The following is a 23622-nucleotide window of genomic DNA, read 5'->3' on the forward strand; positions in this document are numbered from 1 at the left end:
TGTGCAGATCGTTCATCGCTTCTTGCCCTTTCCTCCAAGGCCGGGGAAACCGCCCATGCCACCAAGGCCGGGAAGCTTCGGCAGACCGCCGAGGCCGCCCATGCCGCCAAGACCCGGAGGCAGGCCGCCAGGAACACCGCCCGGCATGCCGCCTGCGCCGCCATCAGGCAGGCCCTTCAGCAGGTCGCCGGCACCGGGGATCTTGCCCCTTTTGGCCAGTTCTTCCAGCTGCTTGGGATCGATATTGGGCATGCCGCCGGCCATACTGCCACCGAGGGCGCCCATCATCTTGCCGAGCATGCCCTTATTCTTTCCCATCATTTTCATGACGTCGGCCATCTGGCGGTGCATTTTCAGCAGTTTGTTGACCTCGGCCACATCCACGCCGGACCCGGACGCGATGCGCTTCTTGCGGCTGGCCTTGAGGATGTCGGGCTTGCGCCGTTCCACCGGGGTCATGGACTGGATGATGGCGATCTGGCGCTTGAACATGCGCTCGTCGATATTCGCCGCATCCATCTGTTTCTTGAACTTGGAAATGCCAGGCAGCATGCTCATCATGCCCGACATGCCGCCAAGCTTTTCCATCTGCTTCAGCTGGTCGGCCAGATCTTCCAGATCGAAATTGCCCTTCTGGAGCTTGGCCGCCATCTTCGCGGCCTTTTCCGCGTCGATGGCTTCGGCAGCCTTCTCCACCAGCGAGACAATGTCGCCCATGCCGAGAATGCGGTCGGCAATGCGGCGGGGATGGAAATCCTCCAGCGCATCGGACTTTTCGCCCGTACCGATCAGCTTGACCGGCTTGCCGGTGACAGCGCGCATGGACAGGGCCGCACCGCCGCGGCCGTCACCATCCATACGGGTCAGCACGATGCCGGTGATGCCGACGCGCTCGTCAAAGCTGGTGGCAAGGTTCACGGCGTCCTGGCCGGTGAGGGAGTCTGCGACCAGCAGGATCTCGTGAGGATTGGTGGCGGCCTTGACCTCGGCCATCTCCAGCATCAGCGATTCATCGATGTGAATGCGGCCGGCGGTGTCGAGCATGACCACATCGTAGCCGCCGAGGCGCGCGGCCTGAATGGCGCGGCGGGCAATCTCGACCGGGCCCTGGCCTGCAACGATCGGCAGCGTGTCGACGCTGTTCTGCTCGCCAAGAACCTTCAGCTGCTCCTGCGCTGCCGGGCGGCGGGTGTCGAGCGAGGCCATCAGCACCTTGCGCTTGTCGCGCATGGTCAGACGGCGGGCAATCTTGGCAGTCGTGGTCGTCTTGCCCGAGCCCTGCAGGCCGACCATCATGATGGCGACAGGGGCAGGGGCGTTGATGTCGATCGGATCTGCGTCGGAGCCAAGCATCTCCACGAGCTGGTCGTGGACGATCTTGATGACCATCTGGCCCGGCGTGATCGACTTGACCACATCGGCGCCAACGGCGCGGCTGCGCACCTTGTCGGTGAAGGAGCGGACCACGGGAAGGGCAACGTCGGCCTCGATCAGCGCGCGGCGGACCTCACGCATGGCCTCGTTGACATCGGCTTCCGACAGCGCACCACGGCCGGTGAGCTTGTCGAGAATGCCACTGAGGCGCTCCGACAGACTTTCAAACATGGCGCTCGTCCTTTCGTGTTGCGGTCCGGCCCCCGGCGCTCGTGCCGGTGCCCCTCCATCTAAGGTGCCGCTGTTCTGATCTCCAGCCTTGAGCCAAGGAAACCTTGCGCAAAGCAGTTTGACACCCGGGGGCGCATCGCGCTGCCGGGTGTTGACCTCCGGGCGCTCTTTATACCTTTGCGGGTCCCGGTCGGCTGATCATGTCTGGCGTCACTTTCGTGAAGTGCGCCGGACATACAGCGGAAACGGCAAAGGAGTCAAGGAATGCCGGGCACCGGCGCAAATTTCCGCGCGCTCTGGATATGATGTTCTTTATTTGTTCCATTCTAGAGGGTAAAGTCGGGACGGTTCCAACGGGAGGCACTCATGAATTTCTACATCACCCTCGGCACACGTGATCTGGCGGCATCCATCGCCTTTTATGATGCGGTTCTGGCAACGGTTGGCTGGGCTTCCCATGCGCAGTTTCCCGGCTGGCAGGGATATTCGAAGGATGGCAAGGGCGAAGGTGTCACCGTCTGGATCTGCGAGCCTTTCAACGGTGAACCGGCTTCTGCCGGCAATGGCACAATGGCTGCTTTCCCCGCCGCCTCGCCGCAGGAAGTCGACGCCTTTCATGCTGCTGCCATGGCGCATGGCGGCACGGATGAGGGGGCTGCGGGGCCGCGCCCGCATTATGGACCGGATTGGTATGCTGCCTATCTGCGCGATCCTTCCGGCAACAAGATTGCGGCGGTCTTCAACGGCTGAGGCAACAGGGTCCGCCAGTCTCCGCACAGGTCTTGAAGCTGGCAAGGCTTGAAATCGCGGCCGGAACAGGGAACATGCGCGTCAGGCATGGGGAAGGTCATGGCTTCCCCTGCCAGTCCGCTGGCCTGTCCGGCCAGTCATCAGGGCCTGTCATCGCCCGTGATGACTCCCGGCGAAAGAGACACGATGGATTTTCGCGCTGTAATCCTGCCGATTGGCCGACTGCTGATCATTGTCGCCCTGTTCATGATCCCGCCTGCGATTGCCGATCTGATCGAAGGCAATCCGGACTGGATCGTTTTTGCGACCTCCGCCACCATTCTGGTGTGCGTCGGCGCATTGATCTCGGCGGCGCTGGACCGGCAGGAATTCAAGTTCCGGCCGCGCGAAACCTTCATTTTCGTCAATGCGGCCTGGCTTGCCTTCAGCGCCGCCGGAGCCATTCCGCTTTATGCAAGCGGTATTGGCCTGACCATGGCAGAGGCTTTCTTTGAAGCGGCTTCGGGCCTGACGACAACCGGTTCCACGGTCATCACCGGTCTCGACAACATGCCGCCGGGGATCCTGCTCTGGCGCAGCCTGCTGCAATGGATCGGCGGCATCGGCATCGTCGTGATCGGCATCTGGCTGCTGCCGGGCCTCAGGGTTGGTGGATCGCAGCTTTTCGCCATCGAATCATCAGAAAAAACCAGCAAGCCTTATGGCCGGATCGAGCCCTTCATTCTCCGGCTTCTGTCGCTTTATCTGCTGCTGACCGTCTTTTGCGGGCTGCTCTATTATCTTGCAGGCATGTCTGCCTTCAACGCGCTGACACATGCGCTGACAACGGTGTCTACCGGTGGTTTTTCGACCTCCGACAGCTCGATTGCCCAGTTCAACAGCATGGCCATTCTCTGGATCGCCATTGTCTTCATGACCTTGTCGAGCCTGCCGTTTCTCTATCTCATCAAGCTCGCGGAGCGGCGCGAGTCACCCCATCCGCAGCAGGTGCGTTTCTTTCTTCTGCTGATCCTGGTGGTCAGCTTCGTGGTCTTTGTCGGCGTTCGGGACCGGGTCGATACCGAGCCCTTCACGCTCTTCACCCATGCGATGTTCAATGTTGTCTCGGTGGTCACCACCACAGGCTATGCCAGCACCGACTATCTTCTGTGGGGCAATTTCGCCATCGTGCTGTTCTTCCTGCTGACATTTGTCGGCGGCTGTTCGGGCTCCACAGCAGGCGGCTTCAAGATCTTCCGGATCCAGATTCTGCTCAGCTCGATCCGTGCACTTCTGAAGCGCGCGGTCCATCCCCACCGCATCATCGAGCCCCGGTTTTCCGGCGCTCCGGTCACTCCCAGCGTCATGGAAGGCGTTTTCGTCTTTTCCATTCTCTATGCTGGAACATTTGGAGTGTTTGCGGTCATCTACGCCATGATCGGCCTCGACCTCGAAACCGCCATCAGCGCGTCGATTACGGCACAGGCGAATGTGGGGCCCGGCATCGGGCCGCTGATCGGCCCGGCAGGAACCTTCAGCCAGCTGCCCGACAGCGCCAAATGGCTGCTCGGTTTCCAGATGATCCTGGGCCGGCTGGAACTCATCGGCGGGCTGCTGGTGTTCAGCCCGGATTTCTGGCGCGAGACCTGATCCCGCGCCAGCAGAGGAACTTCAGTCCTGCGGCAAGCCGCCGGCGCGGATGATGAATTCCGCCACCTCCGCTATGCCCTTGCCGGTCTTGGCATTGGCAAAAACGAAGGGCCGGGTCTTGCGCATGCGGGCGGCATCCCGCTCCAGCACTTCAAGGCTCACCTCCACATGAGGCGCAAGCTCGGTCTTGTTGATGATAAGCAGGTCCGAGCGGGTGATGCCTGGTCCGCCCTTGCGGGGAATGTCCTCACCGGCAGCCACATCGATCACGTAGAGCGTCAGGTCGGCCAGTTCGGGCGAAAAAGTCGCAGCCAGATTGTCGCCGCCGGACTCGATCAGGATCAGGTCGAGATCCGGAAAGGCGCGGGTGAGATCCTGCACGGCGGCAAGGTTGATGGAGGCATCTTCCCGGATGGCGGTGTGCGGGCATCCGCCGGTTTCAACGCCCCGGATACGCTCACTCGGTAGCGCCTGCGCCCGCATCAAGGCCTCGGCATCCTCGCTGGTATAGATGTCGTTGGTGATGACGGCGATGGAATAGCGGTCGCGCAGGGCCTTGCAGAGCTGGCCGGTGATCGTCGTCTTGCCGGCACCAACCGGGCCGCCGATGCCGACGCGCAAGGGTCCGTTGGGAGAGGTCATGTGCGGAACAGCCTTGTGTATTGGGTTTCGTGACGCATGGACGCGATGTCCGCGAGGAAGGTGCAGCTGCCGAGACCGTCAAGGCCGCTGGCGGCGGCAGTCTGCGCCGTTTCCATCACTTGCGGCATCAGCGAGGCCAGCACCCGCTGGCCATCCGTCTGGCCAATGGGCACGGCGCGTACCGCTGCCGAAATGAGGTTGGCGGCAAAAGCATGGAGATAGGCGGAAAGGCTCGCATCTAGCCCGATGCCGGAGGCTGCAAGGCAAAGCCCCGCCGCAACCGGATAAGGCCATGTCTCTACCGCATCAGCGTCATCCGCCAGTTCATGGAAGGCACGCGCAGCGGCAGACGCTTCCGCGCCGGTTCCCCATGCGTTGCGGATGGTTGACAGGAAGGCGGTTCCCTGGCCCCCGGTTTCCGTATGCCGTTCGCGCGAAGGGCACAGGGCAAGGCCAAGCCCGGCCAGTTCCTTCACGGCCTGTGTATCTCCGGCCATCGCTGCCCGCCAGCTTTCTGCCAGCAGGATGCCATCCGTCCGTCCCGAGCCGTGGCGCAGGATATCCTGAACCCAGAGGCGCAGCGTTGCCGCATCATGCACGCTGCCATCCTCGATCACCTGTTCCAGCCCGTGGCTGTAGGTGAAGGCACCCACCGGAAAGGCGGGTGAGAAGAAGGCCTGCACGCGGTAAAGCTCCGCGAGCCCCGGCATCAGGGGGGGTGATTCACATGAAACAGGGGTGGCTTCAGCGGTCAATGTCCGCTCCCGTCTCCGGAGCCGTGATGGCCATGCGAATGGGAGTGCGCGTGCGAGTGTGAGTGCCCATGGGAATGGCTATGGCTATGGCTGTGAGCGTGGTTGTGCGAATGCCCATGATCATGCCCATGCTCGTGCCCGTGCGTGCGGCCCTGGCCATAGGCGCCGCCTTCCGGGTCGAAGGGCGCCATCCTGTGTATGATGGTCCCGCCAAGCCGGGACACCATGTCCTCGATCACGTGGTCTTGCAGGATGCGCAAGGTCCCGTCCATCAGCTGTGTCGGCAGGTGGCGGTTGCCCAGATGCCAGGCGATCCGCATCAACGCGGCCGGTGAGGACGCGGTGATGTCGGTAACAGCCTCCGGCGCGGCTTGAACCTTGATGATCCGGCCGTCCTCCAGCTGAAGCCCGTCGCCATGGCGCAGCCAGACAGCCTCGGGAAGATCCAGTAAAAAACTCGTCCCCCCGTCCGTTGTCAGCATCCCCCGGCGCCGGTGCCGGTCTTCGCCGCCCAGGGTCATGGTGTCCAGCGACCAGTCCGGCCAGGTTCCGGCCGGACGGACGAGACCTGCGCGCAAGGATGTACTCATGTTTGGGCGCCGGCGATACGCTTGCCGGCTGCCTTGAAGGCTGGGCGGCTTGTGGTCCGTTTCACATAATCCGGAATCGGACCTTCCTTCGGAACGCCAAATTCGGGAATGCTCGCGCCCCACATCAGGCAATTGGTGATGATGATGTCCGCGACTGTGAACGTGTCACCCATGACATAGGTCTTCGTGCCAAGACGCTTGGCAAGAATGTCCAGCGCCTTCGTCAGCTCCGCCTTGCAGGCGCGCATGACGTCCGGCACGCGGACACCTTCGGGATGCACCACGGTATTCTTGAAGCCGGTCCAGAGTGCGCCTTCGATTTCATCAAGGCAGAACATGGTGAAACTGTCCTGCATTGCGCGGTCAATGGTCCCGGCCTTGAAGGTGCAGCTGCCGTGCTTGTCGGCGAGGTAGTGCAGAATGGCGGTGCTGTCGGTCAGAGCCACATCTCCGTCCATCAGAACCGGGATCTTGCCATTCGGGTTTACAGCCAGCACTTCCTGGCTGTGCGGCTTGGCCGGTACGATTTCATAGGGCTGGCCAAGCTCTTCCAGAAGCCAGTAGATGCGGCTTGCGCGGCTCTGCGGTACGCCAATAACCTTATACATTCCGGTTTCCTCCTGCAGCGCGTTTCCTTGCGCGCACAACATCTTATTTTAGAACAGGAAATAGCGCTGCGCCATCGGTAGAACCTCTGCCGGCTCGCAGGTCAGCAGCTCGCCATCCGCCCGCACCTCATAGGTTTCCGGATGCACCTCCACATGGGGCAGGGCGCTGTTGTGGATCATGGAGCGTTTGGAAATGCCGCCGCGCGTGTTCTTCACCGGCAGGACAAGGCTGTCCAGCTCAAGCCGGTCCTTGATGCCATGGTCATGTGCAGCCTTCGAGACGAAGGTGACGCGGCTCGCCGTCATCGCCTTGCCGAAGGCGCCGAACATGGGCCGGTAATGCACCGGCTGCGGGGTCGGGATCGAGGCGTTGGGATCGCCCATGGGGGCCGCGGCAATTGTGCCAAGCTTCAGGATCATGTCCGGCTTGACGCCGAAGAAGGCAGGCGACCAGAGCACAAGATCCGCCAGCTTGCCGACCTCGACCGAGCCGATATGCTCGTCCAGCCCATGGGCGATGGCCGGATTGATCGTCACCTTGGCGATGTAGCGCTTGACGCGCATGTTGTCGTTTTCGCCCGTCTCCTCCGGCAAACGGCCGCGCTGCACCCGCATCTTGTGGGCCGTCTGGAAGGTGCGGATCAGGATTTCGCCGACGCGGCCCATGGCCTGGCTGTCGGAGGAGATGATCGACATGGCCCCCATGTCATGCAGGATGTCCTCTGCCGCGATGGTTTCGCGCCGGATGCGGCTTTCGGCAAAGGCGACGTCCTCGGGGATCGACGGATCGAGGTGGTGGCACACCATCAGCATGTCGAGATGCTCGTCGATGGTGTTCTTCGTATAGGGCCGGGTCGGGTTGGTGGAGGAGGGGATGACATTGGCCTCGCCCACCACCTTAATGATGTCCGGCGCATGGCCGCCGCCCGCGCCTTCCGTGTGGAAGGCGTGGATGGTGCGGCCCTTGAAGGCGGCCTTGGTGTTCTCCACGAAACCGCTTTCGTTCAGCGTGTCCGTGTGGATCATCACCTGCACATCGTATTCGTCCGCCACGGACAGGCAGGTGTCGATGGCCGCCGGTGTCGTGCCCCAGTCCTCGTGCAGTTTCAGCGCGCAGGCGCCTGCCAGGATCTGCTCTTCGAGAGCGGCGGGCAGCGAGGCATTGCCCTTGCCCGCAAAGGCAAGGTTCATCGGGAAGCTGTCGGCGGCCTGCAGCATCCGCGCCAGATGCCAGGGGCCGGGTGTGCAGGTGGTGGCGTTGGTGCCGGTGGCCGGTCCCGTACCGCCGCCCAGCATGGTGGTGACGCCGGACATCAGCGCCTCGTCGATCTGCTGCGGGCAGATATAGTGGATGTGAACGTCCAGAGCCCCGGCAGTCAGGATACGGCCTTCGCCGGCAATCACTTCCGTTCCGGGGCCAACGATGATGGTGACGCCTGGCTGGACATCCGGGTTGCCGGCCTTGCCGATGCCGGCGATCCGCCCGTCCTTCAGGCCCACGTCGGCTTTCACGATGCCCCAGTGGTCGATGATCAGCACATTGGTGATCACCGTATCCACCGCCCCGGCAGAGCGGGGATGCTGCGACTGGCCCATACCGTCACGGATCACCTTGCCGCCGCCGAATTTCACCTCCTCGCCATAGATGGTGAAGTCCTTCTCCACCTCAATGATCAGATCCGTGTCGGCCAGACGCAGCCGGTCGCCGGTGGTGGGGCCGAACATGTCCGCATAGGCGGCACGGGGCATCTTGAAGGACATGGAAGAACCTCGAAAATCACGTGTGAAAACAGGGCGTCAGGGACAGGCGCAGCGTCTCAAGCGGTCAGAGCGGTCCCATGACCTTCTGGTTGAAGCCATAGACGGTCCGGTCCCCGGTAAAGGGCACCAGCCGCACCTTGCGGGTCTGTCCCGGTTCGAAACGCACGGCGGTGCCTGCCGGAATGTCCAGCCGCTGGCCGCGTGCCGCCTCCCGGTCAAAGGCGAGCGCCGGATTGGTTTCGGCAAAATGATAATGGCTGCCCACCTGAACGGGCCGGTCGCCGGTGTTGGCCACTTCCAGCTCCGTCACCGGCGCACCGGCATTCAGCTCGATCTCACCATCAGCGGGAAAAATCTCTCCGGGGATCATCGTTTCATCTCCTTGTGGCCTTCGTGCGTGCCTGACAGCCAAACTCCATGCTGCCTTACCGGATCGGCTGGTGGACGGTGACGAGCTTGGTGCCGTCAGGGAAAGTGGCTTCCACCTGCACGTCATGGATCATTTCGGCAATGCCCGGCATCACCTGGTCGCGGGTGAGAACATGGGCGCCTGCTTCCATCAGCTCGGCCACCGTGCGCCCGTCGCGGGCGCCTTCCACAACGAAGTCGCTGATCAGGGCGATGGCTTCGGGATGGTTCAGCTTCACGCCTCGCTCCAGCCGCCGCCGGGCCACCATGGCGGCCATGGAAATCAGCAGCTTGTCCTTTTCGCGTGGGGTCAGGTTCACGTGGATCCTCCGTTATGGGGTCTTGGTCAGCAGGACCAGAGGCGGGGCAGGGGCGCCTGCCGGCAGGTTTCAAGAAAGGTGATCAGGCCATCGCGCAGGCTTCGGCTGTCCGCGCTGACGAAGCGGGCCACAAGCTGGCCGTTCCAGGCGCTGACACCACCGCGCAAGGGGCCACCTTCGGGAGTGATTTCTTCAAGACAGCGGCGCGCGCGGGCAAGGCCGCTTTCTGCGTCTGGTCCGCTGTCGATGAAGGTGGCAAAGGCGCAGCCGCCTGCAGCAGTGGCGGGGCCCTCCAGCATCTGCGTGTCCGGGCCGATGGCGAGATTGTCGGCAAAGGTGAGCCGCCCATTGCGCCAGATGCGCCATTGGTCGCGGAAGGAAAGGGTCTTTACGCTTTCGCCCATGGCCTTGCGCCCAAGCACCACCATTTCGAGGCCGGTGAAGCGGGCAGAGCCTTCAAGCCGCACGTCCATCTTGCGGGAGAGCGCGCTGGCCTCAAAGAGGATCAGCTCCTGCGGCAGCCACTCCAGATGTGCGCCGTCCTCTGCCGACAGGCTGTTCAGCACTTCGCCCGTGCCGCCGGAGCTGCGATAGGCGCGCTCGGCAGTCTGCGAGGTGAGGATGGCGCGGGTTCCTGCGGCGAGGTGCCCGGTGTAATTGAGCCGGTCGCCGCCGGTGATGCCGCCCGAAGTATTCAGCAGCACAGCCAGCGGCAGGCCATCGTAGACCTTCGGCAGACGGATCTTGGCCGAGCCCGATTGATAGAGCCCGTCAAGGCAGGTTTTGCCATCGCGCTGGGCAAAGGAGACACGCGCCGTGCCACGGGCGCGCTGCATCACGGGCCGGGTGCTGCCCCCGCTGCCTGCTCCGCCGCCCTCGATGCCCGTTTCCGCCCGCATGCCACCTCTTCTGTGCATCCCAGTGCTCTGTGCGAGCCTTGTCTGATCTTGTGCCGGGAGCGTGTCTTCACGCAAGGGTGCTCCCGGAAGGCAACTCCGGCCCCGGAGCGAGACACTAGCAAAGCCGGGGCCATATGCCTGCGCGTTGTGCGCCCGCAGATATGGAGTTTGGAGCTGAACTCAGAATGTGCAAAAATCAGGCATATGCGCAGAAAGCAGGCAATGCGCCTGCTTCCTTCTCCTCACAACTCCGTGCGGGGGCTTTGCATTCCTTAACCCTGATCGGCTATGGAAGGATGGGGGCTGCGTTCCTGGGCTGTTCCGGGGCATTCGGATGACGAGGGTGTCGTGTTTTCGCGATTGATTGACAAGCGCCTGCTGGGCCTTGCTGCTATTTCCGGCTGGCTGTGCCTTTGCGGGCTGGCCGTTCCTGCCAAGGCTGACATTGGTCCCTATCTGGTGATCGATGCTGCCACCGGCACCGTGCTGGAAGAGCATGAGGCGACCCGGCCCTGGTATCCGGCTTCGCTGACCAAGATGATGACGGCCTATGTCACCCTCAAGGCCATACGCGAGGGAAGACTCGAGCTGACCTCCCCGGTTACCCAGTCTGCCAATTCCATCGCCCAGCCGCCCAGCAAGATGGGCTTCAAGGTGGGCACGCAGCTCACGCTGGAAACAGCGCTCACCATCCTCATGGTCAAGTCGGCCAACGATCTGGCCGTTGCGATTGGGGAGACAGTTGGGGGCACCGAGGAGAATTTCATTGCGATGATGAATGCGGAAGCGCGCCGTCTTGGCATGCGCAGCACCCATTTCGTCAATCCGCATGGCCTGCCTGACAACCGGCAGGTGTCCTCAGCTGCGGATCTTGCCATTCTGGCGCTGGCCTTGAAACGCGAGTTCCCCGAAGCCCATAAATATTACCGGCATCCCGGCCTGAAATTCGGCAAGAAGACGCTGCGCTCCGCCAATCGCGAGTTCCTGCAGCGTGTGCCGGGGGCCGACGGACTCAAGACCGGCTACATCTGCAATTCGGGCTATAATGTTGCCGCTTCTGCCACGCGCAATGGCCGAACGATAATTGCAGTTGTGCTGGGGGCGGGCTCCGGGCTGGAGCGCACCGCCTTTACCCGTGAGGTGATCGACCGTGGCTTCCGCCTTGGCGGGCGTGGCCAGCATGTCTCCACCCTGCCGCCGAGCGGCGCAGGGCTTCCGGCAGATGGCTATTGCAAGCGCAACCCGAAACTCGGGCCGGAACAGATTCTGGCCCGCTACGACATCCGCCAAGCTGCGGGCAAGACACGCTCTGCGGTGGTGTTCCAGTCCACGGGCGAGGGCCGTCCGGTGATTGCGGTTCCGGCAGGGGATGCTGAACCGGGGGAAGAGGGTGCGGAATTCCCGTCCAAATCCGGCAAGGTTGACTGGAACATGATCCTTGACCGCACGGTCGGCACAGAACAGGTAGCCTATGCGCCCATCACAGTGCGTACGGGCCTTGCACCGGGCTCTGTCCCTGCTGCTGCGGCGATAGCCCCTGTAGCGGCACCTGCCGCCACGGTTGCCGCTGAGCTTCCGTCCGTCCGCCTGCCGGCATCAAAGCCACTGGATCTGAGGCCTTCCGTGGTTGTGCCGGGCGCGGCACAAACCACCCCGGCATTTGGTTCCCTCTTCAACGGCAACGTGCCGGCTTCCGCCGTCCCCAGAGCCAAGAGCGGCAACTGACGCAGAGCTGCGCGAAGGATAGTCAAGATGACCGAAGCTCAGGATGGCGCCGCCGCACAGCCGCAGCGCGGCCCGAAGCCGCCCATTCCCCTGTCCATCATCACGGGCTTTCTGGGGGCTGGCAAGACGACGCTGCTGAACCGCATCCTCAAGGATCCGGCGATGGCGGATACGGCGGTCATCATCAACGAGTTTGGTGATGTCGGGCTGGATCACCTGCTGGTGGATCAGTCGAGCGAGGGCGTCCTGGAGCTCTCCTCCGGCTGCCTGTGCTGCACCATCCGGGGGGACCTGATCAACACGCTGGAAGACCTGCTGCGCCGTCTGGACAATGGCCGCATGGAGCGTCTGGCGCGGGTGGTGATCGAGACAACGGGTCTCGCCGATCCCGCTCCGATCCTGCACACGGTGATGCTGCATCCCTATCTGATGCTGCGCTACCGGCTGGACAGTGTCGTGACGCTGGTGGATGCGGTCAACGGTTCTGCGACGCTCGATGCCCATCAGGAAGCTGTGCGTCAGGCTGCCGTTGCCGACCGGCTGGTGCTGACCAAGACCGATCTGCTGGAGGGCGATGCGGGAGCTGCGACCCTTGACGCCTTGACCGCACGGCTGAAGGCGCTCAATCCCGGTGCGCAGCTTCTCAGCGGGCAGAAGGGCGAGGCTGATGCGGCGCATCTGTTCAATGCCGGGCTTTATGATCCAGCCACCAAGATCCCCGATGTGGCGCGCTGGCTGAATGCGCAGGCCTATGAAGCTCACGGTCATCACCACCACGGGCATGACCACGCCCACGGCCATCATCACCACGATCATGGGCACCATCATCACGATGTGAACCGTCACGACGACAAGATCCGCGCCTTCACGCTGACCGCGAACCGCCCGGTTCCTGCCTCGGCGCTGGAAATGTTCCTTGATCTTTTGCGCTCCGCCCATGGGCCGAAGCTGCTGCGGGTGAAGGGCATCATCCAGATTGCCGAAGATCCGGACCGGCCCGTGGTCATTCACGGGGTGCAGCATGTGTTCCACCCGCCAGTCACGCTGGCTGGCTGGCCGGATGGCGACAGGCGCACGCGGCTGGTCTTCATCACCTACGATCTTGCCGAAGGTTTCGTCCGCCGCCTCTTTGACGCCTTCACCGGCGCCATGGTCAGTGACACGCCGGACGCCCAGGCCATGATGGACAACCCGCTCGCCATCTCCGGCTTCAAGCCCGGGTGACGCCTCAGCTGCGCTTCAGCCGGATCAGGCCTTCCTGGGCGGTTGAGGCGATGAGGTGGCCGCTGCGGTCATAAAGCAGGCCCCGGTTCATGCCGCGCCCGCCGGATGAAGAGGGGGCGTCGGTGGCGTAGAGCAGCCAGTCATCGGCCCGGAACGGCCGGTGGAACCACATGGAATGGTCAAGGCTGGCGGCCTGGATTTGCGGGCTGAACACCGATTTTCCGTGCGGAAAGAGCGAGGTATCCAGCAGCGTCATGTCCGAGGCATAGGCCAGAACGCATTGGTGGATGCGGGTTTCGTCGGGCAGGGGGCTGGTGGCGCGGACCCAGACATATTGCTGCGGCGCCAGCTTTTTCTCGCTGAAATAGTGGGTGAGATCGACAGGGCGCAGTTCGATCGGGCGTTCCCGTTCCCAGTAGCGGCGCACGTTCTCCGGCGCCACCTTCAGAAACTTCTCCTTCAGGTCCTGCTCGCTGGGCAGGTCTTCCGGCATCGGCACGTCCGGCATGTCGATCTGATGCTCAAGCCCGTCTTCCAGCGTCTGGAACGAGGCGGACATGGAGAAGATCGCCTGTCCGTGCTGGACCGCTACAACGCGGCGCGTGGTGAAGCTGCCGCCGTCGCGGATGCGGTCCACGTCATAGATGATCGGCACCGCCGGATCGCCGGGCCGCAGGAAGTAGCCGTGCAGGGAATGGATGTGCCGTTCTTCCACCACGGTGCGCGAGGCGGCCACCAATGCCTGCCCGATCACCTGTCCGCCATAGACCCGCTGCCAGCCCGCCTGGGGGCTGCGGCCACGGAACAGGTTGTGTTCCAGCTGTTCGAGGTCAAGAATGGACAAAAGTGAGTTGATGGCCGTGTTCATTGCCGCATTCCTTGCTAAATGAGCGCATGGGGCTAAATGAGTGCATGGGATGCACCCGTGGCGCACCGTCCGTGAATGCCTGATTGGACGCGGTGTCCGGTCCGTGTCAATGCTGACCAAAGGGAAGACAGCCCGGAATTGTTTCGCAGCGCTGCGAAACGGCCGGGCGATCAAGGAGATGAAAATGCCCGAGTCCCAAGCCGCTGAAAGCCCAGCTCACGCGAGTGCGGCCGATGTGGTGATTGCCGGCGGTGGATATGTCGGCCTGTCCCTCGCTCTGGCGCTCAAGCAGGCGGATCCGTCGATGGAAGTGGCCGTGGTCGATCCCAAGCCCATGGACAGCCTTGCGAAGGACCCGCGCGCTTCGGCGATTGCCGCGGCGGCTTGCCGCATGCTGGACCAGCTTGGCATCTGGGATGAGATCCGCGCCACCGCCCAGCCGATCAACGAGATGATCGTCACCGACAGCAAGCTGCGCGACACGGTGCGTCCGGTGTTCCTGACCTTTGCGGGCGAGACCGGCAGCGCCCAGGGTGACGAGCCCTTTGCCCACATGATCCCGAACGGTGCCATGCTGCCGGCGCTTTACAAGGCGGCGCTGGCGCTGGGCGTGCGGTTCCATGCGCCCGATACGGCGCGCGATTTCCATCAGGCGGGCGATCATGTCAGCGTGGCGCTGGCCAGCGGCGGGCGCATCAGGGCCAAGCTTCTGGTGGCCGCTGACGGCGTGCGCTCGCGCCTGCGCGATCTGGCCGGTATCCGCACGGTGCACTGGTCCTATGGTCAGTCGGGCATCGTCACCACGGTGAAGCACGAGCGCCCGCACAATGGCCGGGCGGAAGAGCATTTCCTCCCTGCCGGGCCTTTCGCCATTCTGCCGCTGCCGGGCAACCGCTCGTCGCTGGTGTGGACCGAGCGGACGGGAGATGCGGACCGGCTGGTGCGCGCCGACGATTTCACCTTCGAGCTGGAGCTGGAGCGCCGCTTCGGCCACCACCTCGGCAAGCTGGAGCTGGACGGCCCGCGCCATGCCTATCCGCTGGGCCTGACGCTGGCGCGTGATTTCGTCCGCCCGCGCATTGCCCTGGCAGGTGATGCGGCCCATGGCATCCATCCGATTGCCGGACAGGGCCTCAATCTCGGCTTCAAGGACGTTGCGGCGCTGGCGGAGGTCATCGTCGAGGCCCGGCGTCTGGGGCAGGATATCGGCGGGCTCGACGTGCTGGAGCGCTATCAGCGCTGGCGCCGGTTCGACACGTTCCAGATGGGCGTCGTCACCGATGTGCTGAACCGGCTGTTCTCCAACGATGTGGATGTGGTGCGCGGCATCCGGGACTTTGGCCTCGGTCTGGTGGACCGGCTGCCGAAGCTCAAGGGCATGTTCATCCGCGAGGCTGCCGGCTTTGCCGGGCCTGCGCCCCGGTTGTTGAGCGGCGAAGCGATCTGAGCTGGCGTCAGGGGTTAGTTGGGCATCAGGGGGGAAGATGACGGCAACAGTTTCTGCCGGTGCCGATGCTGGCCCGCGCACCATCCTGATCACGGGCTGCTCCAGCGGCATTGGGGCTGCCTCTGCCCGCCTCATGCGCGGACGTAACTGGAGGGTCTTTCCGGCGGCACGCAAACCGGAGGACGTTGCGGCGCTGGCCGCGCAAGGGTTTGAATCGGTGCTTATCGATTACGAGCGGCCCGAAACCATCCGTTCCGGGCTGGCAAGCGTGCTGGCGAAAACTGGCGGGCGGCTTGATGCGCTGTTCAACAATGGCGCCTATGCTGTGCCCTGCGCGGTGGAGGATCTCCCCGTCGATGCCTTGCGTGCGCTGTTCGAGGCGAATTTCTTCGGCTGGCACGATCTGACCCGGCAGGTCATTCCGGTGATGCGCGCCCAAGGGACAGGGCGCATCGTGCAATGCTCGTCTATTCTCGGCTTCATTGCCATGAAATACCGGGGCGCCTACACGGCGTCGAAGTTTGCGCTCGAGGCTTATTCCGACACGCTGCGGCAGGAGCTGTATGGCACGGGCATTCATGTCAGCCTGATCGAACCGGGGCCGATCGGCACACGCTTTACCGAAAATGCGCTGGCAAACTTCCATCACTGGATCGGTAAGGAAGGCATGATGGCCTCGCCGCACCGCGCTACCTATGAGCGGCGGCTGAAGCGGATGGAGAACGGCGAGCCCGGCCCCTGGAAACTTCCGCCTGAAGCGGTGGTTGAAAAGCTGGTGCACGCCGTCGAGGCCAGCCGGCCGAGGGCGCGCTACCGGGTGACCAAACCCACCATCTGGATGAACATCGTCCGCCGGTTTCTGAGCACCCGCGCCCTGGACCGGGTGCTGCTGAAAGCGGCGGACGGGGAAGAGTGAGATCATATGCCTTCACAGGTCTGCGTCAGGCGGATCTGCGTAAGGGGGGCACAGCGGCGGCAGAAGAGTGCCGCCCGAGAGGTACAGGAAATGGGCAGTTTCTTTTATTATCTGGTTCCGGTTGCCGTTGGCGCGGTGGCGGTCGTGCTGCTGCTTGGGCTCTGGAACATGATGCGGGGCGGCAGCTCCAGCCGCTCGCAGCAGCTGATGCGCTGGCGCGTCGGCCTTCAGTTTCTCGCCATCGTCATCATCATGGCTGCGCTCTATTTCCTGGGACCCAAACCCTGACGCGCGCCTGAGAGCCGCATCAAGACACAAGCGCCCGGGAGGCATTGCAGCATGGTTGTTCTGAACAAGATCTACACGAAGACGGGCGATGACGGCACGACCGCGCTGGGCTCCGGTGAGCGGCGGCCCAAGTATGACCTGCGCATCGAGGCCTATGGCACGGTGGACGAAACCAACTCGGTGGTCGGTCTCGTCCGCCTCGCCCTCGACGGTGCGGATGCTGAGGTGGATGCCATCCTCGGCCGCATCCAGAATGACCTATTCGACCTTGGCGCCGATCTGGCGACGCCGGAAACGGACAAGGATCTGGGCTACGAGCCGCTGCGCATCACCGATGGGCAGGTCACAGCGCTGGAAAATGCTATCGATCTGCTGAATGCGGATCTGAAGCCGCTGCGCTCTTTCGTGCTGCCGGGCGGCTCACCTGCGGCCACCTATCTGCACCTTGCCCGTACCGTCTCGCGCCGGGCTGAGCGGCTGATGGTGCACCTGGCGGCGGAGGAGCGAATCAATCCTGCAGCCACGCGCTATATGAACCGTTTGTCCGACTTCTTTTTTGTCGCGTCCCGGTATCTGAATGACAAGGGCGCGGGCGACGTGCTCTGGGTGCCCGGCAAGAACCGGTAGGACCCCGGCCCTTGCGGCGTTTGAGCAATTCAGGGCTTGATGCGTTGGCATCTTTAGACTTGGCATAAGAGAAAACAGGGATCAGGCAGAGCCGGATGTTCTTTCCCCTCTACGACCATAACCCCTTGCGCCACGTGCTGCGGCCCGTGGTCACATGGTCGCTGATCCTCGCCAATGTACTGGTCTATCTGCTCATTCAGGGCGGGGGCTTTGGCGATGCAGCCATCGCCAGCGCCTATTCCTACGGGCTGATCCCGTCCGTGTTCTTCGATATGAAGGATCTGGCACCTGAGCTGATCATTCTGCCGGAAAAGCTGTCGCTCGTCAGTTATGCCTTCCTGCATGCTGATGTCATGCACCTGGCGGGAAACATGCTGTTCCTCTGGGTCTTCGGCGATAACGTCGAGGATGCCATGGGGCATCTGAGGTTTCTTGCCTTCTATCTCCTCAGCGCGGCGGCGGGCGGGCTGGCCTTCGCGCTGCTGGATCCGGCTTCGGACGTTCCGCTGATTGGTGCGTCCGGGGCTGTATCAGGCATCGTGTCAGCCTATCTGATGTTGCATCCTCGGGTGCGGGTCTGGGTGCTGTTCATGGGGCGTATACCCCTGCGCCTGCCTGCCCTGTGGCTGCTGGGCGGCTGGATCATCGTGCAGATCGCCAATCTGCTGCTGTTCCAGAAAAGCGAGGTGGCCTGGGTGGCTCATGCCGGAGGCATTATGGCCGGTGCCGTTCTTGTGCTGGTGATGCGCCGTCCGGGCGTGAGATTGTTCGACCGCGATCTGGAGGCCTGATGCGGATGTGGTCCGGCCAAGTCTTTGCGTTGCAGCAAGAAGCGGGTGGACCTTCCGTAGCGCCATCGTTGACACCCGGCGTCCGGGTGTTTACCGTCGCGCGCCGAATGCAAGTATTGGCTGAAACCCGCCATTTTCTTTGCGGGATGTTAAGCCGGCTCGACCTGTTGACGCAGTGCGGCAAAAAAGCCGCCGAAGCGGGAGGATAAGACCCATGAAAATCCTTGTGCCCGTAAAGCGGGTGATCGACTACAACGTGAAGGTTCGCGTGAAGCCGGATGGTTCCGGCGTCGAGCTGGCCAACGTGAAGATGTCGATGAACCCCTTCGACGAGATCTCCGTTGAAGAGGCCCTGCGCCTCAAGGAAGCGGGCAAGGCGGCGGAAGTGGTGGTGGTTTCCATCGGACCGGCTCAGGCCACCGAAACCCTGCGCACCGCGCTGGCCATGGGGGCCGACCGTGGCATTCTGGTCAAGACCGATGCTACGGTGGAGCCGCTGGCCGTTGCCAAGATCCTCAAGAAGGTTGTCGAAGCCGAAGAGCCGGGTCTCGTGATCCTCGGCAAGCAGGCGATCGACGATGACTGCAACCAGACCGGCCAGATGCTGGCGGCGCTGCTCGGCTGGGGCCAGGGCACGTTTGCCTCCAAGGTCAGCGTTGGTGACGGCAGCGTGGACGTGACCCGTGAAGTGGACGGCGGCCTGCAGACCGTGTCGCTGAAGCTTCCGGCCATCGTCACCACGGACCTGCGCCTCAACGAGCCGCGCTATGCGTCCCTGCCGAACATCATGAAGGCGAAGAAGAAGCCGATTGATGAGAAGACCCCGGATGACTTCGGTGTCGATGTGTCTCCGCGCCTGACCGTGCTGAAGACGGTCGAGCCGGCATCCCGCCAGGCAGGTGTGAAGGTTGGCTCGGTGTCCGAGCTTGTGTCCAAGCTGAAGAACGAGGCCGGCGTCCTCTGAGGACCCGTCACAGGAGGATAAAAACCCATGACGACACTTCTTGTGGCCGAACACGCCAACGGCGCCCTGAACGATGCAACCGCCAAGGCCCTGACCGCTGCCGCGAAACTCGGCGGTGATGTGCATGTGCTGGTGGCCGGCGAGGGCGCCCGCTCTGCCGCCGAAGCAGCTGCAAAGCTCGCTGGCGTTGCCAAGATTCTGGTGGCTGAGGGCGGCGCTGTGGCCCATCAACTGGCAGAACCGGTGGCAGATCTGATCGTTTCGCTGGCTGGCAGCTACGATGCCATCGTTGCCGCTTCCACCGCGAACGGCAAGAACATCCTGCCCCGCGTTGCTGCCCTGCTCGACGTGATGCAGATTTCGGACGTCACCGCCGTGATCGACGGCGAGACCTTCGAGCGCCCGATCTATGCGGGCAACGCCATCCAGACCGTCAAGTCGGGCGATGCCAAGAAGGTGATCACCGTGCGCACCGCTTCCTTCGCCGCTGCAGGCGAGGGCGGCTCGGCGGCCATCGAGGATGTGGCAGCGCCTGCTGACAGCGCCTTGTCCAGCTTTGCCGGTGAAGAGCTGTCCCGCTCCGACCGTCCGGAACTGGCTTCAGCCAAGATCATCATCTCGGGCGGCCGTGCGCTGGGCTCTTCGGAGAAGTTCCAGGAAGTCATCATGCCGGTGGCAGATGCGCTGGGTGCAGCTGTCGGCGCCTCGCGCGCTGCGGTCGATGCGGGCTATGCCCCGAACGACTGGCAGGTCGGCCAGACCGGCAAGGTGGTTGCCCCGCAGCTCTACATTGCCTGCGGTATCTCCGGTGCCATCCAGCATCTTGCGGGCATGAAGGACTCCAAGGTCATCGTTGCCATCAACAAGGATGAGGAAGCTCCGATCTTCCAGGTGGCGGACTATGGCCTCGTCGGTGACCTGTTCGAGATCCTGCCGCAGCTGAAGGCAGAACTCGAAAAGGCCTGATGGCACATCAAGAGCTTCAGGCTGCTGCGGACATCCCGGCAGCCTGAACTGCTTTTGAAGGGGCAGGCAGACGGAATGACCCGCTTTTGTTGCGCTGGTCCTTGCCCGATGCGATGAACCTTGTAAAGAATAGCGCGGCTTGCGTGCATATGCGGCACGGCCTGCAACAGGATCGGATGAGACGATGGTGGTCGAGATCAAGAAAGTCGGTGTGATCGGGTCGGGTCAGATGGGCAGTGGCATTGCCCATGTCTGCGCCGTGGCCGGATATCAGGTCTATCTGAACGACCTGTCCCGCGACCGGATCGAATCCGGTCTGGCGTCGATCAATGGCAACATGGCCCGTCAGGTGTCCAAGGGCCAGATTTCCGAGGAAGACCGCTCCGCAGCTCTCGACCGGCTGCATGGTGCGGAAAACCTCGACATGCTGGCCGATGTGGATCTGGTGATCGAGTCCGCCGTCGAGAACGAGCAGGTCAAGCGCAAGATTTTCTCCCAGCTCTGCCCGGTGCTGAAGCCGGAAGCGATGCTGGCGACCAACACCTCGTCCATTTCCATCACGCGCCTTGCTGCCTCGACAGACCGGCCGGAGCGCTTCATCGGCATCCACTTCATGAACCCGGTTCCGATCATGGAGCTGGTGGAGCTGGTGCGCGGCATCGCCACCGAAGACGAGACCTTTGAAGCCGCCAAGGGCTTTGTCGCCCGTCTGGGCAAGACCACCGCGGTGGCCGAAGATTTCCCGGCCTTCATGGTCAACCGCATCCTGCTGCCGATGATCAACGAGGCCATCTACACGCTCTATGAGGGTGTTGGCTCGGTGGAATCCATCGACACGGCCATGCGCCTTGGCGCCAACCATCCGATGGGACCGCTGCAGCTGGCCGACTTCATTGGCCTCGACACCTGTCTGTCCATCATGCAGGTGCTTTATGAGGGGCTGGCCGACAGCAAGTACCGCCCGTGCCCGCTGCTGGTGAAATATGTTGAGGCCGGCTGGCTTGGCCGCAAGACGCGCCGCGGCTTCTACGACTATCGCGGCGAAACCCCGGTTCCCACCCGCTGACAGCTGCATGAACCTCGCCCGCTACTGCCTTACCCGCGCTGCGCCCGATCCGGGCGCGGTGGCGCTGGAGGTGGTGGGGCCGGGCGGGGCGCTGCTGGAACGCTGGACCTATGGTGATCTGACTGCGAGCGTCCTGTCCGTGGCAGGGGGCCTTGCAGGTGAGGGGCTCAAGCAGGGGGACCGCATTCTCCTGCGCATTGGCCATTCCAGTGATTTTCCGCTCTTCTTCTTTGGTGCCATCGCTGCCGGTCTAGTGCCGGTGCCCAGCTCCGCGCTGCTGACCGGGCCGGAATGTGACATGCTTCTGGCTGACAGCGGGGCTGTGGCCGTCATTCATGACGGGCAAACGCCCCTGCCGCAGCCGCGTGATGGGGTGCGCTTCATCGGGCCGGAAGGCATTGCAGCGCTCAAGAGCGCGCCGCAGGGCAGTTTTGCGCCCACGCAGCGCGATGATCCGGCCTTCATCGTCTACACCTCCGGCACCAGTGGCCGCCCCAAGGGCGTGCTGCATGCGCAGCGTGCAGCGTCTGGACGCCGTCCCATGGATCAAGGCTGGTACGGGATTTCGTCTTCTGACCGGCTGCTGCATGCAGGCGCCTTCAACTGGACCTACACGCTCGGCGTTGGCCTGATGGACCCCTGGGCCAATGGTGCCACCAGCATTGTCTATGATGGCCCGCGCGATCCGCATGTCTGGCCGGATCTGCTGGAAGCCACAGGCGCAACCCTTTTTGCGGCGGTGCCGAGCCTTTACCGGCGTATTTTGAAATACGGCGATGTTACGCCGCACCGCTTCCCGGCCTTGCGTCATGGGCTGACGGCAGGAGAGGCGCTTCCCGCAGCGCTCCACGAGGAGTGGACGCGCCGCAGCGGCAGGCAGCTTTTTGAGGCGCTGGGCATGAGCGAAATCTCCACCTATGTCTCCAGCGGCCCGCAAGTGCCCACGCGCCCCGGCAGCCCAGGCAAGCCGCAGGCCGGACGTTCCGTCGCCATCCTGCCGGAAGAGGGTGGGGATACCCCGCTGCCTTCTGGCGAAACGGGGCTTCTGGCGGTTTCGCGGGATGATCCGGGCCTGATGCTGGGCTACTGGCAGCGGCCGGAAGACACGGCGGAGGTGATGCGCGGCAACTGGTTCCTGACAGGCGACCGTGCCCGCCAGGATGCGGACGGCTATCTGTGGTACGAGGGCCGCGCCGACGATGTGATGAATGCCTTCGGCTACCGTGTGGCTCCGGAGGAAGTGGAACGGGTTCTGGCCACCCACCCGGATGTGGCGGATGTGGCTGTCACGGCAGTGCCTGCCTCCAATGGCATCAGCCTCGTTACCGCTTTTCTGGTGCCGAGGGAGGGTGCGGCACTGGATGCAGATGCTGTGGCGGTGTTCGCCGCAGACCGGCTGGCGGAGTACAAACGGCCCAAGGTCTACCGTCTTGTCGACGATCTGCCGCGCACGCCTTCGGGCAAGCTGCAGCGCAAGGCTCTGTGGCGGGAACCATTCTGAGAGATATTAACGGCAGATTAACCTTCTGGCGCGACACTGGATCCCATCAGGAAAGGTAGATCCATGAGCAGCGCATCCATCGCAGCCGCGCTTGTCGGGGCAACACAGGCCCAGACCCAGCAGCAGCTTCAGGCCAAGATGCTGAAGATGTCCATGCAGCCGGATCAGTCGATCGTCGCCATGCTGGATCAGGCGGCTTCCTCCGGTTCAGGCTCTGCGCCGCTTGCCGCCGGGACCGGCGGTCTCGTCGACGTCATCGTCTGACCACATCCAGATTCGCTCCGCTCAAGCGTTCCCGGCCGGGCCAAATCCCGCTCGGGCTGAGATGCTGTGGCCGTTTACCAAGTTTTCCTCTGATAAAATCAACTGACGGAAATCGGGGTAGGGATTTCGCAATATTTTCGCCCTTTGGATTTATAGTTAAAAAATAGTTAAGTCTTTGTTCCTGCGATGCTGATTTTATTGGCTTATTTCTGTTCTAACCTAGCGTAATTCAACATTTTAATAAAATTTTATATAATTTGCCTGATTCGTTGTAATGTTTGCTTTGGCTCCATGGCCTATCTTATCCTTCGTGGCATTCCAGCAATCTGGCCGTTCGCCGGCCGATGCTCACGATGGAGGTTCACATGGCGGAGATCGAAAGCTACCGCGGTGTTCCAGCCTCTGCGCTGAGGGAGGAGAAAAACCTCTCGGAACGCCGCACTGAACGGTTCGAGGAATTCAACGCCCGGCGCAGCGCAATGCTGGCCGAGTCGGTGAATCGCGAAGCGGACAGAAAGGCGAATCGCGCAGAGCAATTGAGTGATGATGCCGATCGCATCGCGCGCCGTGCCGTCCTTGGCATGGGTGACCGCGTCGATGTGACGGTCTGATCCCGGCATTCTCCGGGCTCCGGCTGGCGCAGGCATCAACTGGAAAGGGCTTGAGTTATGGTTGCAATTTCCGGAACTGCATCGGCTGATCTCGCTGCGTCGGGCGTGCGTCCTGACTATTCCGCCAGGGCTGCGCAGGATACCGCCCGGGTTGAGCGTCAGGCCTCGGAACGCCAGACGGACGAGCGCCGCGAGACCGTGCAGGAGACGTCCCGCCAGGAAGAGCAGCGCGAAAGCCGCAAGATTCCCGGTCTCGGCAATGCGGTGGACATCACTGCCTGACAGTGGACGGCTTCAATAGAAGATCCATGGCCCCGCTCCGGCGGGGCTTTGTTCTTTTGGTGCCGGGCAACGCGGAGAGCCAGCTGCTGTTTACGCAGCTTGCAAGGGCTCTGTC

26 protein-coding genes are annotated in these 23622 nt (G+C 62.9%); 16 read left to right on the plus strand and 10 right to left on the minus strand.

All coding sequences use genetic code 11. From position 1 onward, the window contains the following. Positions 1-12: 12 nt before the first annotated feature. Positions 13-1605 (minus strand): signal recognition particle protein, encoded by a 1593-nt coding sequence (ffh, locus tag V6L75_RS07105; RefSeq protein ID WP_334250809.1) that lies wholly within the window; start codon positions 1603-1605, stop codon positions 13-15. Between the two features lie 366 nt (positions 1606-1971). Between ffh and V6L75_RS07110 the strand changes: the two genes are divergently transcribed. Next, positions 1972-2355, plus strand: coding sequence for a VOC family protein (locus tag V6L75_RS07110; RefSeq protein ID WP_334250810.1), 384 nt, complete (start codon positions 1972-1974; stop codon positions 2353-2355). Between the two features lie 186 nt (positions 2356-2541). Then, entirely contained in the window at positions 2542-3984 is a 1443-nt protein-coding gene (locus V6L75_RS07115; protein WP_334250811.1) for a TrkH family potassium uptake protein, read from the plus strand. 21 nt (positions 3985-4005) lie between these two features. Here V6L75_RS07115 and ureG read toward each other — a convergent pair whose 3' ends face one another. From ureG to V6L75_RS07155, 8 genes are all read right to left on the minus strand, one after another. Continuing rightward, positions 4006-4626, minus strand: a complete 621-nt coding sequence (gene ureG, locus V6L75_RS07120) for an urease accessory protein UreG (RefSeq protein WP_334250812.1) — start codon at positions 4624-4626, stop codon at positions 4006-4008. Next, the gene (locus V6L75_RS07125; protein WP_334250813.1) at positions 4623-5336 is read right to left on the minus strand and encodes an urease accessory protein UreF; all 714 of its coding nucleotides are present in this window, start codon (positions 5334-5336) and stop codon (positions 4623-4625) included. The genes ureG and V6L75_RS07125 overlap by 4 nt, the downstream gene beginning before the upstream one ends. 41 nt (positions 5337-5377) lie before the next feature. After that, positions 5378-5971, minus strand: coding sequence for an urease accessory protein UreE (locus tag V6L75_RS07130; protein ID WP_334250814.1), 594 nt, complete (start codon positions 5969-5971; stop codon positions 5378-5380). Further along, positions 5968-6579 (minus strand): glutathione S-transferase family protein, encoded by a 612-nt coding sequence (locus V6L75_RS07135; RefSeq protein ID WP_334250815.1) that lies wholly within the window; start codon positions 6577-6579, stop codon positions 5968-5970. The genes V6L75_RS07130 and V6L75_RS07135 overlap by 4 nt, the downstream gene beginning before the upstream one ends. A gap of 48 nt (positions 6580-6627) precedes the next feature. Beyond that, positions 6628-8340: an urease subunit alpha gene (gene ureC / locus V6L75_RS07140; RefSeq protein WP_019964337.1), complete on the minus strand. Its 1713-nt coding sequence runs from the start codon at positions 8338-8340 to the stop codon at positions 6628-6630. Between the two features lie 64 nt (positions 8341-8404). Then, complete coding sequence (locus tag V6L75_RS07145) at positions 8405-8710, minus strand: urease subunit beta (RefSeq protein WP_050474055.1); 306 nt, start codon at positions 8708-8710, stop codon at positions 8405-8407. Positions 8711-8765: 55 nt separating this feature from the next. Continuing rightward, positions 8766-9068: an urease subunit gamma gene (locus V6L75_RS07150; RefSeq protein WP_019964339.1), complete on the minus strand. Its 303-nt coding sequence runs from the start codon at positions 9066-9068 to the stop codon at positions 8766-8768. A 26-nt stretch (positions 9069-9094) separates the two neighbouring features. Beyond that, complete coding sequence (locus V6L75_RS07155; RefSeq protein WP_334250816.1) at positions 9095-9967, minus strand: urease accessory protein UreD; 873 nt, start codon at positions 9965-9967, stop codon at positions 9095-9097. Between the two features lie 348 nt (positions 9968-10315). Here V6L75_RS07155 and V6L75_RS07160 point away from each other — a divergent pair, with 348 nt between their 5' ends. Next, positions 10316-11692, plus strand: a complete 1377-nt coding sequence (locus tag V6L75_RS07160) for a D-alanyl-D-alanine carboxypeptidase family protein (protein WP_334250817.1) — start codon at positions 10316-10318, stop codon at positions 11690-11692. Between the two features lie 27 nt (positions 11693-11719). Continuing rightward, positions 11720-12916, plus strand: a complete 1197-nt coding sequence (locus V6L75_RS07165; RefSeq protein WP_334250818.1) for a CobW family GTP-binding protein — start codon at positions 11720-11722, stop codon at positions 12914-12916. 4 nt (positions 12917-12920) lie between these two features. Here the strand turns inward: V6L75_RS07165 and tesB are convergent, their stop codons facing one another. Continuing rightward, a complete protein-coding gene (gene tesB / locus V6L75_RS07170) occupies positions 12921-13784 on the minus strand; it encodes an acyl-CoA thioesterase II (protein WP_334250819.1) in 864 nt (287 codons plus the stop codon). 184 nt (positions 13785-13968) lie between these two features. Here tesB and V6L75_RS07175 point away from each other — a divergent pair, with 184 nt between their 5' ends. The 12 genes from V6L75_RS07175 to V6L75_RS07230 all read left to right on the plus strand — a co-directional run bounded on the left by V6L75_RS07175 (position 13969) and on the right by V6L75_RS07230 (position 23507). Further along, on the plus strand, positions 13969-15231 hold the full coding sequence (locus V6L75_RS07175; RefSeq protein ID WP_334250820.1) for a ubiquinone biosynthesis hydroxylase: 1263 nt from the start codon (positions 13969-13971) through the stop codon (positions 15229-15231). Between the two features lie 37 nt (positions 15232-15268). Next, positions 15269-16147: an SDR family oxidoreductase gene (locus V6L75_RS07180; RefSeq protein ID WP_334250821.1), complete on the plus strand. Its 879-nt coding sequence runs from the start codon at positions 15269-15271 to the stop codon at positions 16145-16147. A gap of 90 nt (positions 16148-16237) precedes the next feature. After that, entirely contained in the window at positions 16238-16435 is a 198-nt protein-coding gene (locus tag V6L75_RS07185) for a twin transmembrane helix small protein (protein ID WP_334250822.1), read from the plus strand. Between the two features lie 51 nt (positions 16436-16486). Next, positions 16487-17062: a cob(I)yrinic acid a,c-diamide adenosyltransferase gene (locus V6L75_RS07190; RefSeq protein WP_334250823.1), complete on the plus strand. Its 576-nt coding sequence runs from the start codon at positions 16487-16489 to the stop codon at positions 17060-17062. Between the two features lie 95 nt (positions 17063-17157). Then, positions 17158-17853, plus strand: a complete 696-nt coding sequence (locus tag V6L75_RS07195; RefSeq protein ID WP_334250824.1) for a rhomboid family intramembrane serine protease — start codon at positions 17158-17160, stop codon at positions 17851-17853. A gap of 214 nt (positions 17854-18067) precedes the next feature. Beyond that, positions 18068-18817: an electron transfer flavoprotein subunit beta/FixA family protein gene (locus V6L75_RS07200; protein WP_334250825.1), complete on the plus strand. Its 750-nt coding sequence runs from the start codon at positions 18068-18070 to the stop codon at positions 18815-18817. Between the two features lie 27 nt (positions 18818-18844). Next, positions 18845-19783, plus strand: a complete 939-nt coding sequence (locus V6L75_RS07205; protein ID WP_334250826.1) for an electron transfer flavoprotein subunit alpha/FixB family protein — start codon at positions 18845-18847, stop codon at positions 19781-19783. A gap of 184 nt (positions 19784-19967) precedes the next feature. Continuing rightward, the gene (locus V6L75_RS07210; protein WP_334250827.1) at positions 19968-20849 is read left to right on the plus strand and encodes a 3-hydroxybutyryl-CoA dehydrogenase; all 882 of its coding nucleotides are present in this window, start codon (positions 19968-19970) and stop codon (positions 20847-20849) included. Between the two features lie 7 nt (positions 20850-20856). Continuing rightward, the gene (locus V6L75_RS07215; protein WP_334250828.1) at positions 20857-22350 is read left to right on the plus strand and encodes a class I adenylate-forming enzyme family protein; all 1494 of its coding nucleotides are present in this window, start codon (positions 20857-20859) and stop codon (positions 22348-22350) included. Between the two features lie 63 nt (positions 22351-22413). Then, entirely contained in the window at positions 22414-22614 is a 201-nt protein-coding gene (locus tag V6L75_RS07220) for a hypothetical protein (protein ID WP_334250829.1), read from the plus strand. Between the two features lie 365 nt (positions 22615-22979). Continuing rightward, complete coding sequence (locus V6L75_RS07225) at positions 22980-23225, plus strand: hypothetical protein (RefSeq protein WP_334250830.1); 246 nt, start codon at positions 22980-22982, stop codon at positions 23223-23225. A gap of 57 nt (positions 23226-23282) precedes the next feature. After that, positions 23283-23507, plus strand: a complete 225-nt coding sequence (locus tag V6L75_RS07230; RefSeq protein ID WP_334250831.1) for a hypothetical protein — start codon at positions 23283-23285, stop codon at positions 23505-23507. The last annotated feature ends 115 nt before the right edge of the window (positions 23508-23622 follow it).

This window comes from Pannonibacter anstelovis, from assembly GCF_036881715.1.
Taxonomy (GTDB): domain Bacteria; phylum Pseudomonadota; class Alphaproteobacteria; order Rhizobiales; family Stappiaceae; genus Pannonibacter; species Pannonibacter anstelovis.

Excerpts from the sequence above, each read along its gene's own strand:
- ffh (WP_334250809.1), bottom strand. The coding sequence starts at position 1,605 with ATGTTTGAAAGTCTGTCGGAGCGCCTCAGTGGCATTCTCGACAAGCTC.
- V6L75_RS07110 (WP_334250810.1), top strand. The coding sequence starts at position 1,972 with ATGAATTTCTACATCACCCTCGGCACACGTGATCTGGCGGCATCCATC.
- V6L75_RS07115 (WP_334250811.1), top strand. The coding sequence starts at position 2,542 with ATGGATTTTCGCGCTGTAATCCTGCCGATTGGCCGACTGCTGATCATT.
- ureG (WP_334250812.1), bottom strand. The coding sequence starts at position 4,626 with ATGACCTCTCCCAACGGACCCTTGCGCGTCGGCATCGGCGGCCCGGTT.
- V6L75_RS07125 (WP_334250813.1), bottom strand. The coding sequence starts at position 5,336 with ATGCCGGGGCTCGCGGAGCTTTACCGCGTGCAGGCCTTCTTCTCACCC.
- V6L75_RS07130 (WP_334250814.1), bottom strand. The coding sequence starts at position 5,971 with ATGAGTACATCCTTGCGCGCAGGTCTCGTCCGTCCGGCCGGAACCTGG.
- V6L75_RS07135 (WP_334250815.1), bottom strand. The coding sequence starts at position 6,579 with ATGTATAAGGTTATTGGCGTACCGCAGAGCCGCGCAAGCCGCATCTAC.
- ureC (WP_019964337.1), bottom strand. The coding sequence starts at position 8,340 with ATGTCCTTCAAGATGCCCCGTGCCGCCTATGCGGACATGTTCGGCCCC.
- V6L75_RS07145 (WP_050474055.1), bottom strand. The coding sequence starts at position 8,710 with ATGATCCCCGGAGAGATTTTTCCCGCTGATGGTGAGATCGAGCTGAAT.
- V6L75_RS07155 (WP_334250816.1), bottom strand. The coding sequence starts at position 9,967 with ATGCGGGCGGAAACGGGCATCGAGGGCGGCGGAGCAGGCAGCGGGGGC.
- V6L75_RS07165 (WP_334250818.1), top strand. The coding sequence starts at position 11,720 with ATGACCGAAGCTCAGGATGGCGCCGCCGCACAGCCGCAGCGCGGCCCG.
- tesB (WP_334250819.1), bottom strand. The coding sequence starts at position 13,784 with ATGAACACGGCCATCAACTCACTTTTGTCCATTCTTGACCTCGAACAG.
- V6L75_RS07175 (WP_334250820.1), top strand. The coding sequence starts at position 13,969 with ATGCCCGAGTCCCAAGCCGCTGAAAGCCCAGCTCACGCGAGTGCGGCC.
- V6L75_RS07180 (WP_334250821.1), top strand. The coding sequence starts at position 15,269 with ATGACGGCAACAGTTTCTGCCGGTGCCGATGCTGGCCCGCGCACCATC.
- V6L75_RS07185 (WP_334250822.1), top strand. The coding sequence starts at position 16,238 with ATGGGCAGTTTCTTTTATTATCTGGTTCCGGTTGCCGTTGGCGCGGTG.
- V6L75_RS07190 (WP_334250823.1), top strand. The coding sequence starts at position 16,487 with ATGGTTGTTCTGAACAAGATCTACACGAAGACGGGCGATGACGGCACG.
- V6L75_RS07195 (WP_334250824.1), top strand. The coding sequence starts at position 17,158 with ATGTTCTTTCCCCTCTACGACCATAACCCCTTGCGCCACGTGCTGCGG.
- V6L75_RS07200 (WP_334250825.1), top strand. The coding sequence starts at position 18,068 with ATGAAAATCCTTGTGCCCGTAAAGCGGGTGATCGACTACAACGTGAAG.
- V6L75_RS07205 (WP_334250826.1), top strand. The coding sequence starts at position 18,845 with ATGACGACACTTCTTGTGGCCGAACACGCCAACGGCGCCCTGAACGAT.
- V6L75_RS07210 (WP_334250827.1), top strand. The coding sequence starts at position 19,968 with ATGGTGGTCGAGATCAAGAAAGTCGGTGTGATCGGGTCGGGTCAGATG.
- V6L75_RS07215 (WP_334250828.1), top strand. The coding sequence starts at position 20,857 with ATGAACCTCGCCCGCTACTGCCTTACCCGCGCTGCGCCCGATCCGGGC.
- V6L75_RS07220 (WP_334250829.1), top strand. The coding sequence starts at position 22,414 with ATGAGCAGCGCATCCATCGCAGCCGCGCTTGTCGGGGCAACACAGGCC.
- V6L75_RS07225 (WP_334250830.1), top strand. The coding sequence starts at position 22,980 with ATGGCGGAGATCGAAAGCTACCGCGGTGTTCCAGCCTCTGCGCTGAGG.
- V6L75_RS07230 (WP_334250831.1), top strand. The coding sequence starts at position 23,283 with ATGGTTGCAATTTCCGGAACTGCATCGGCTGATCTCGCTGCGTCGGGC.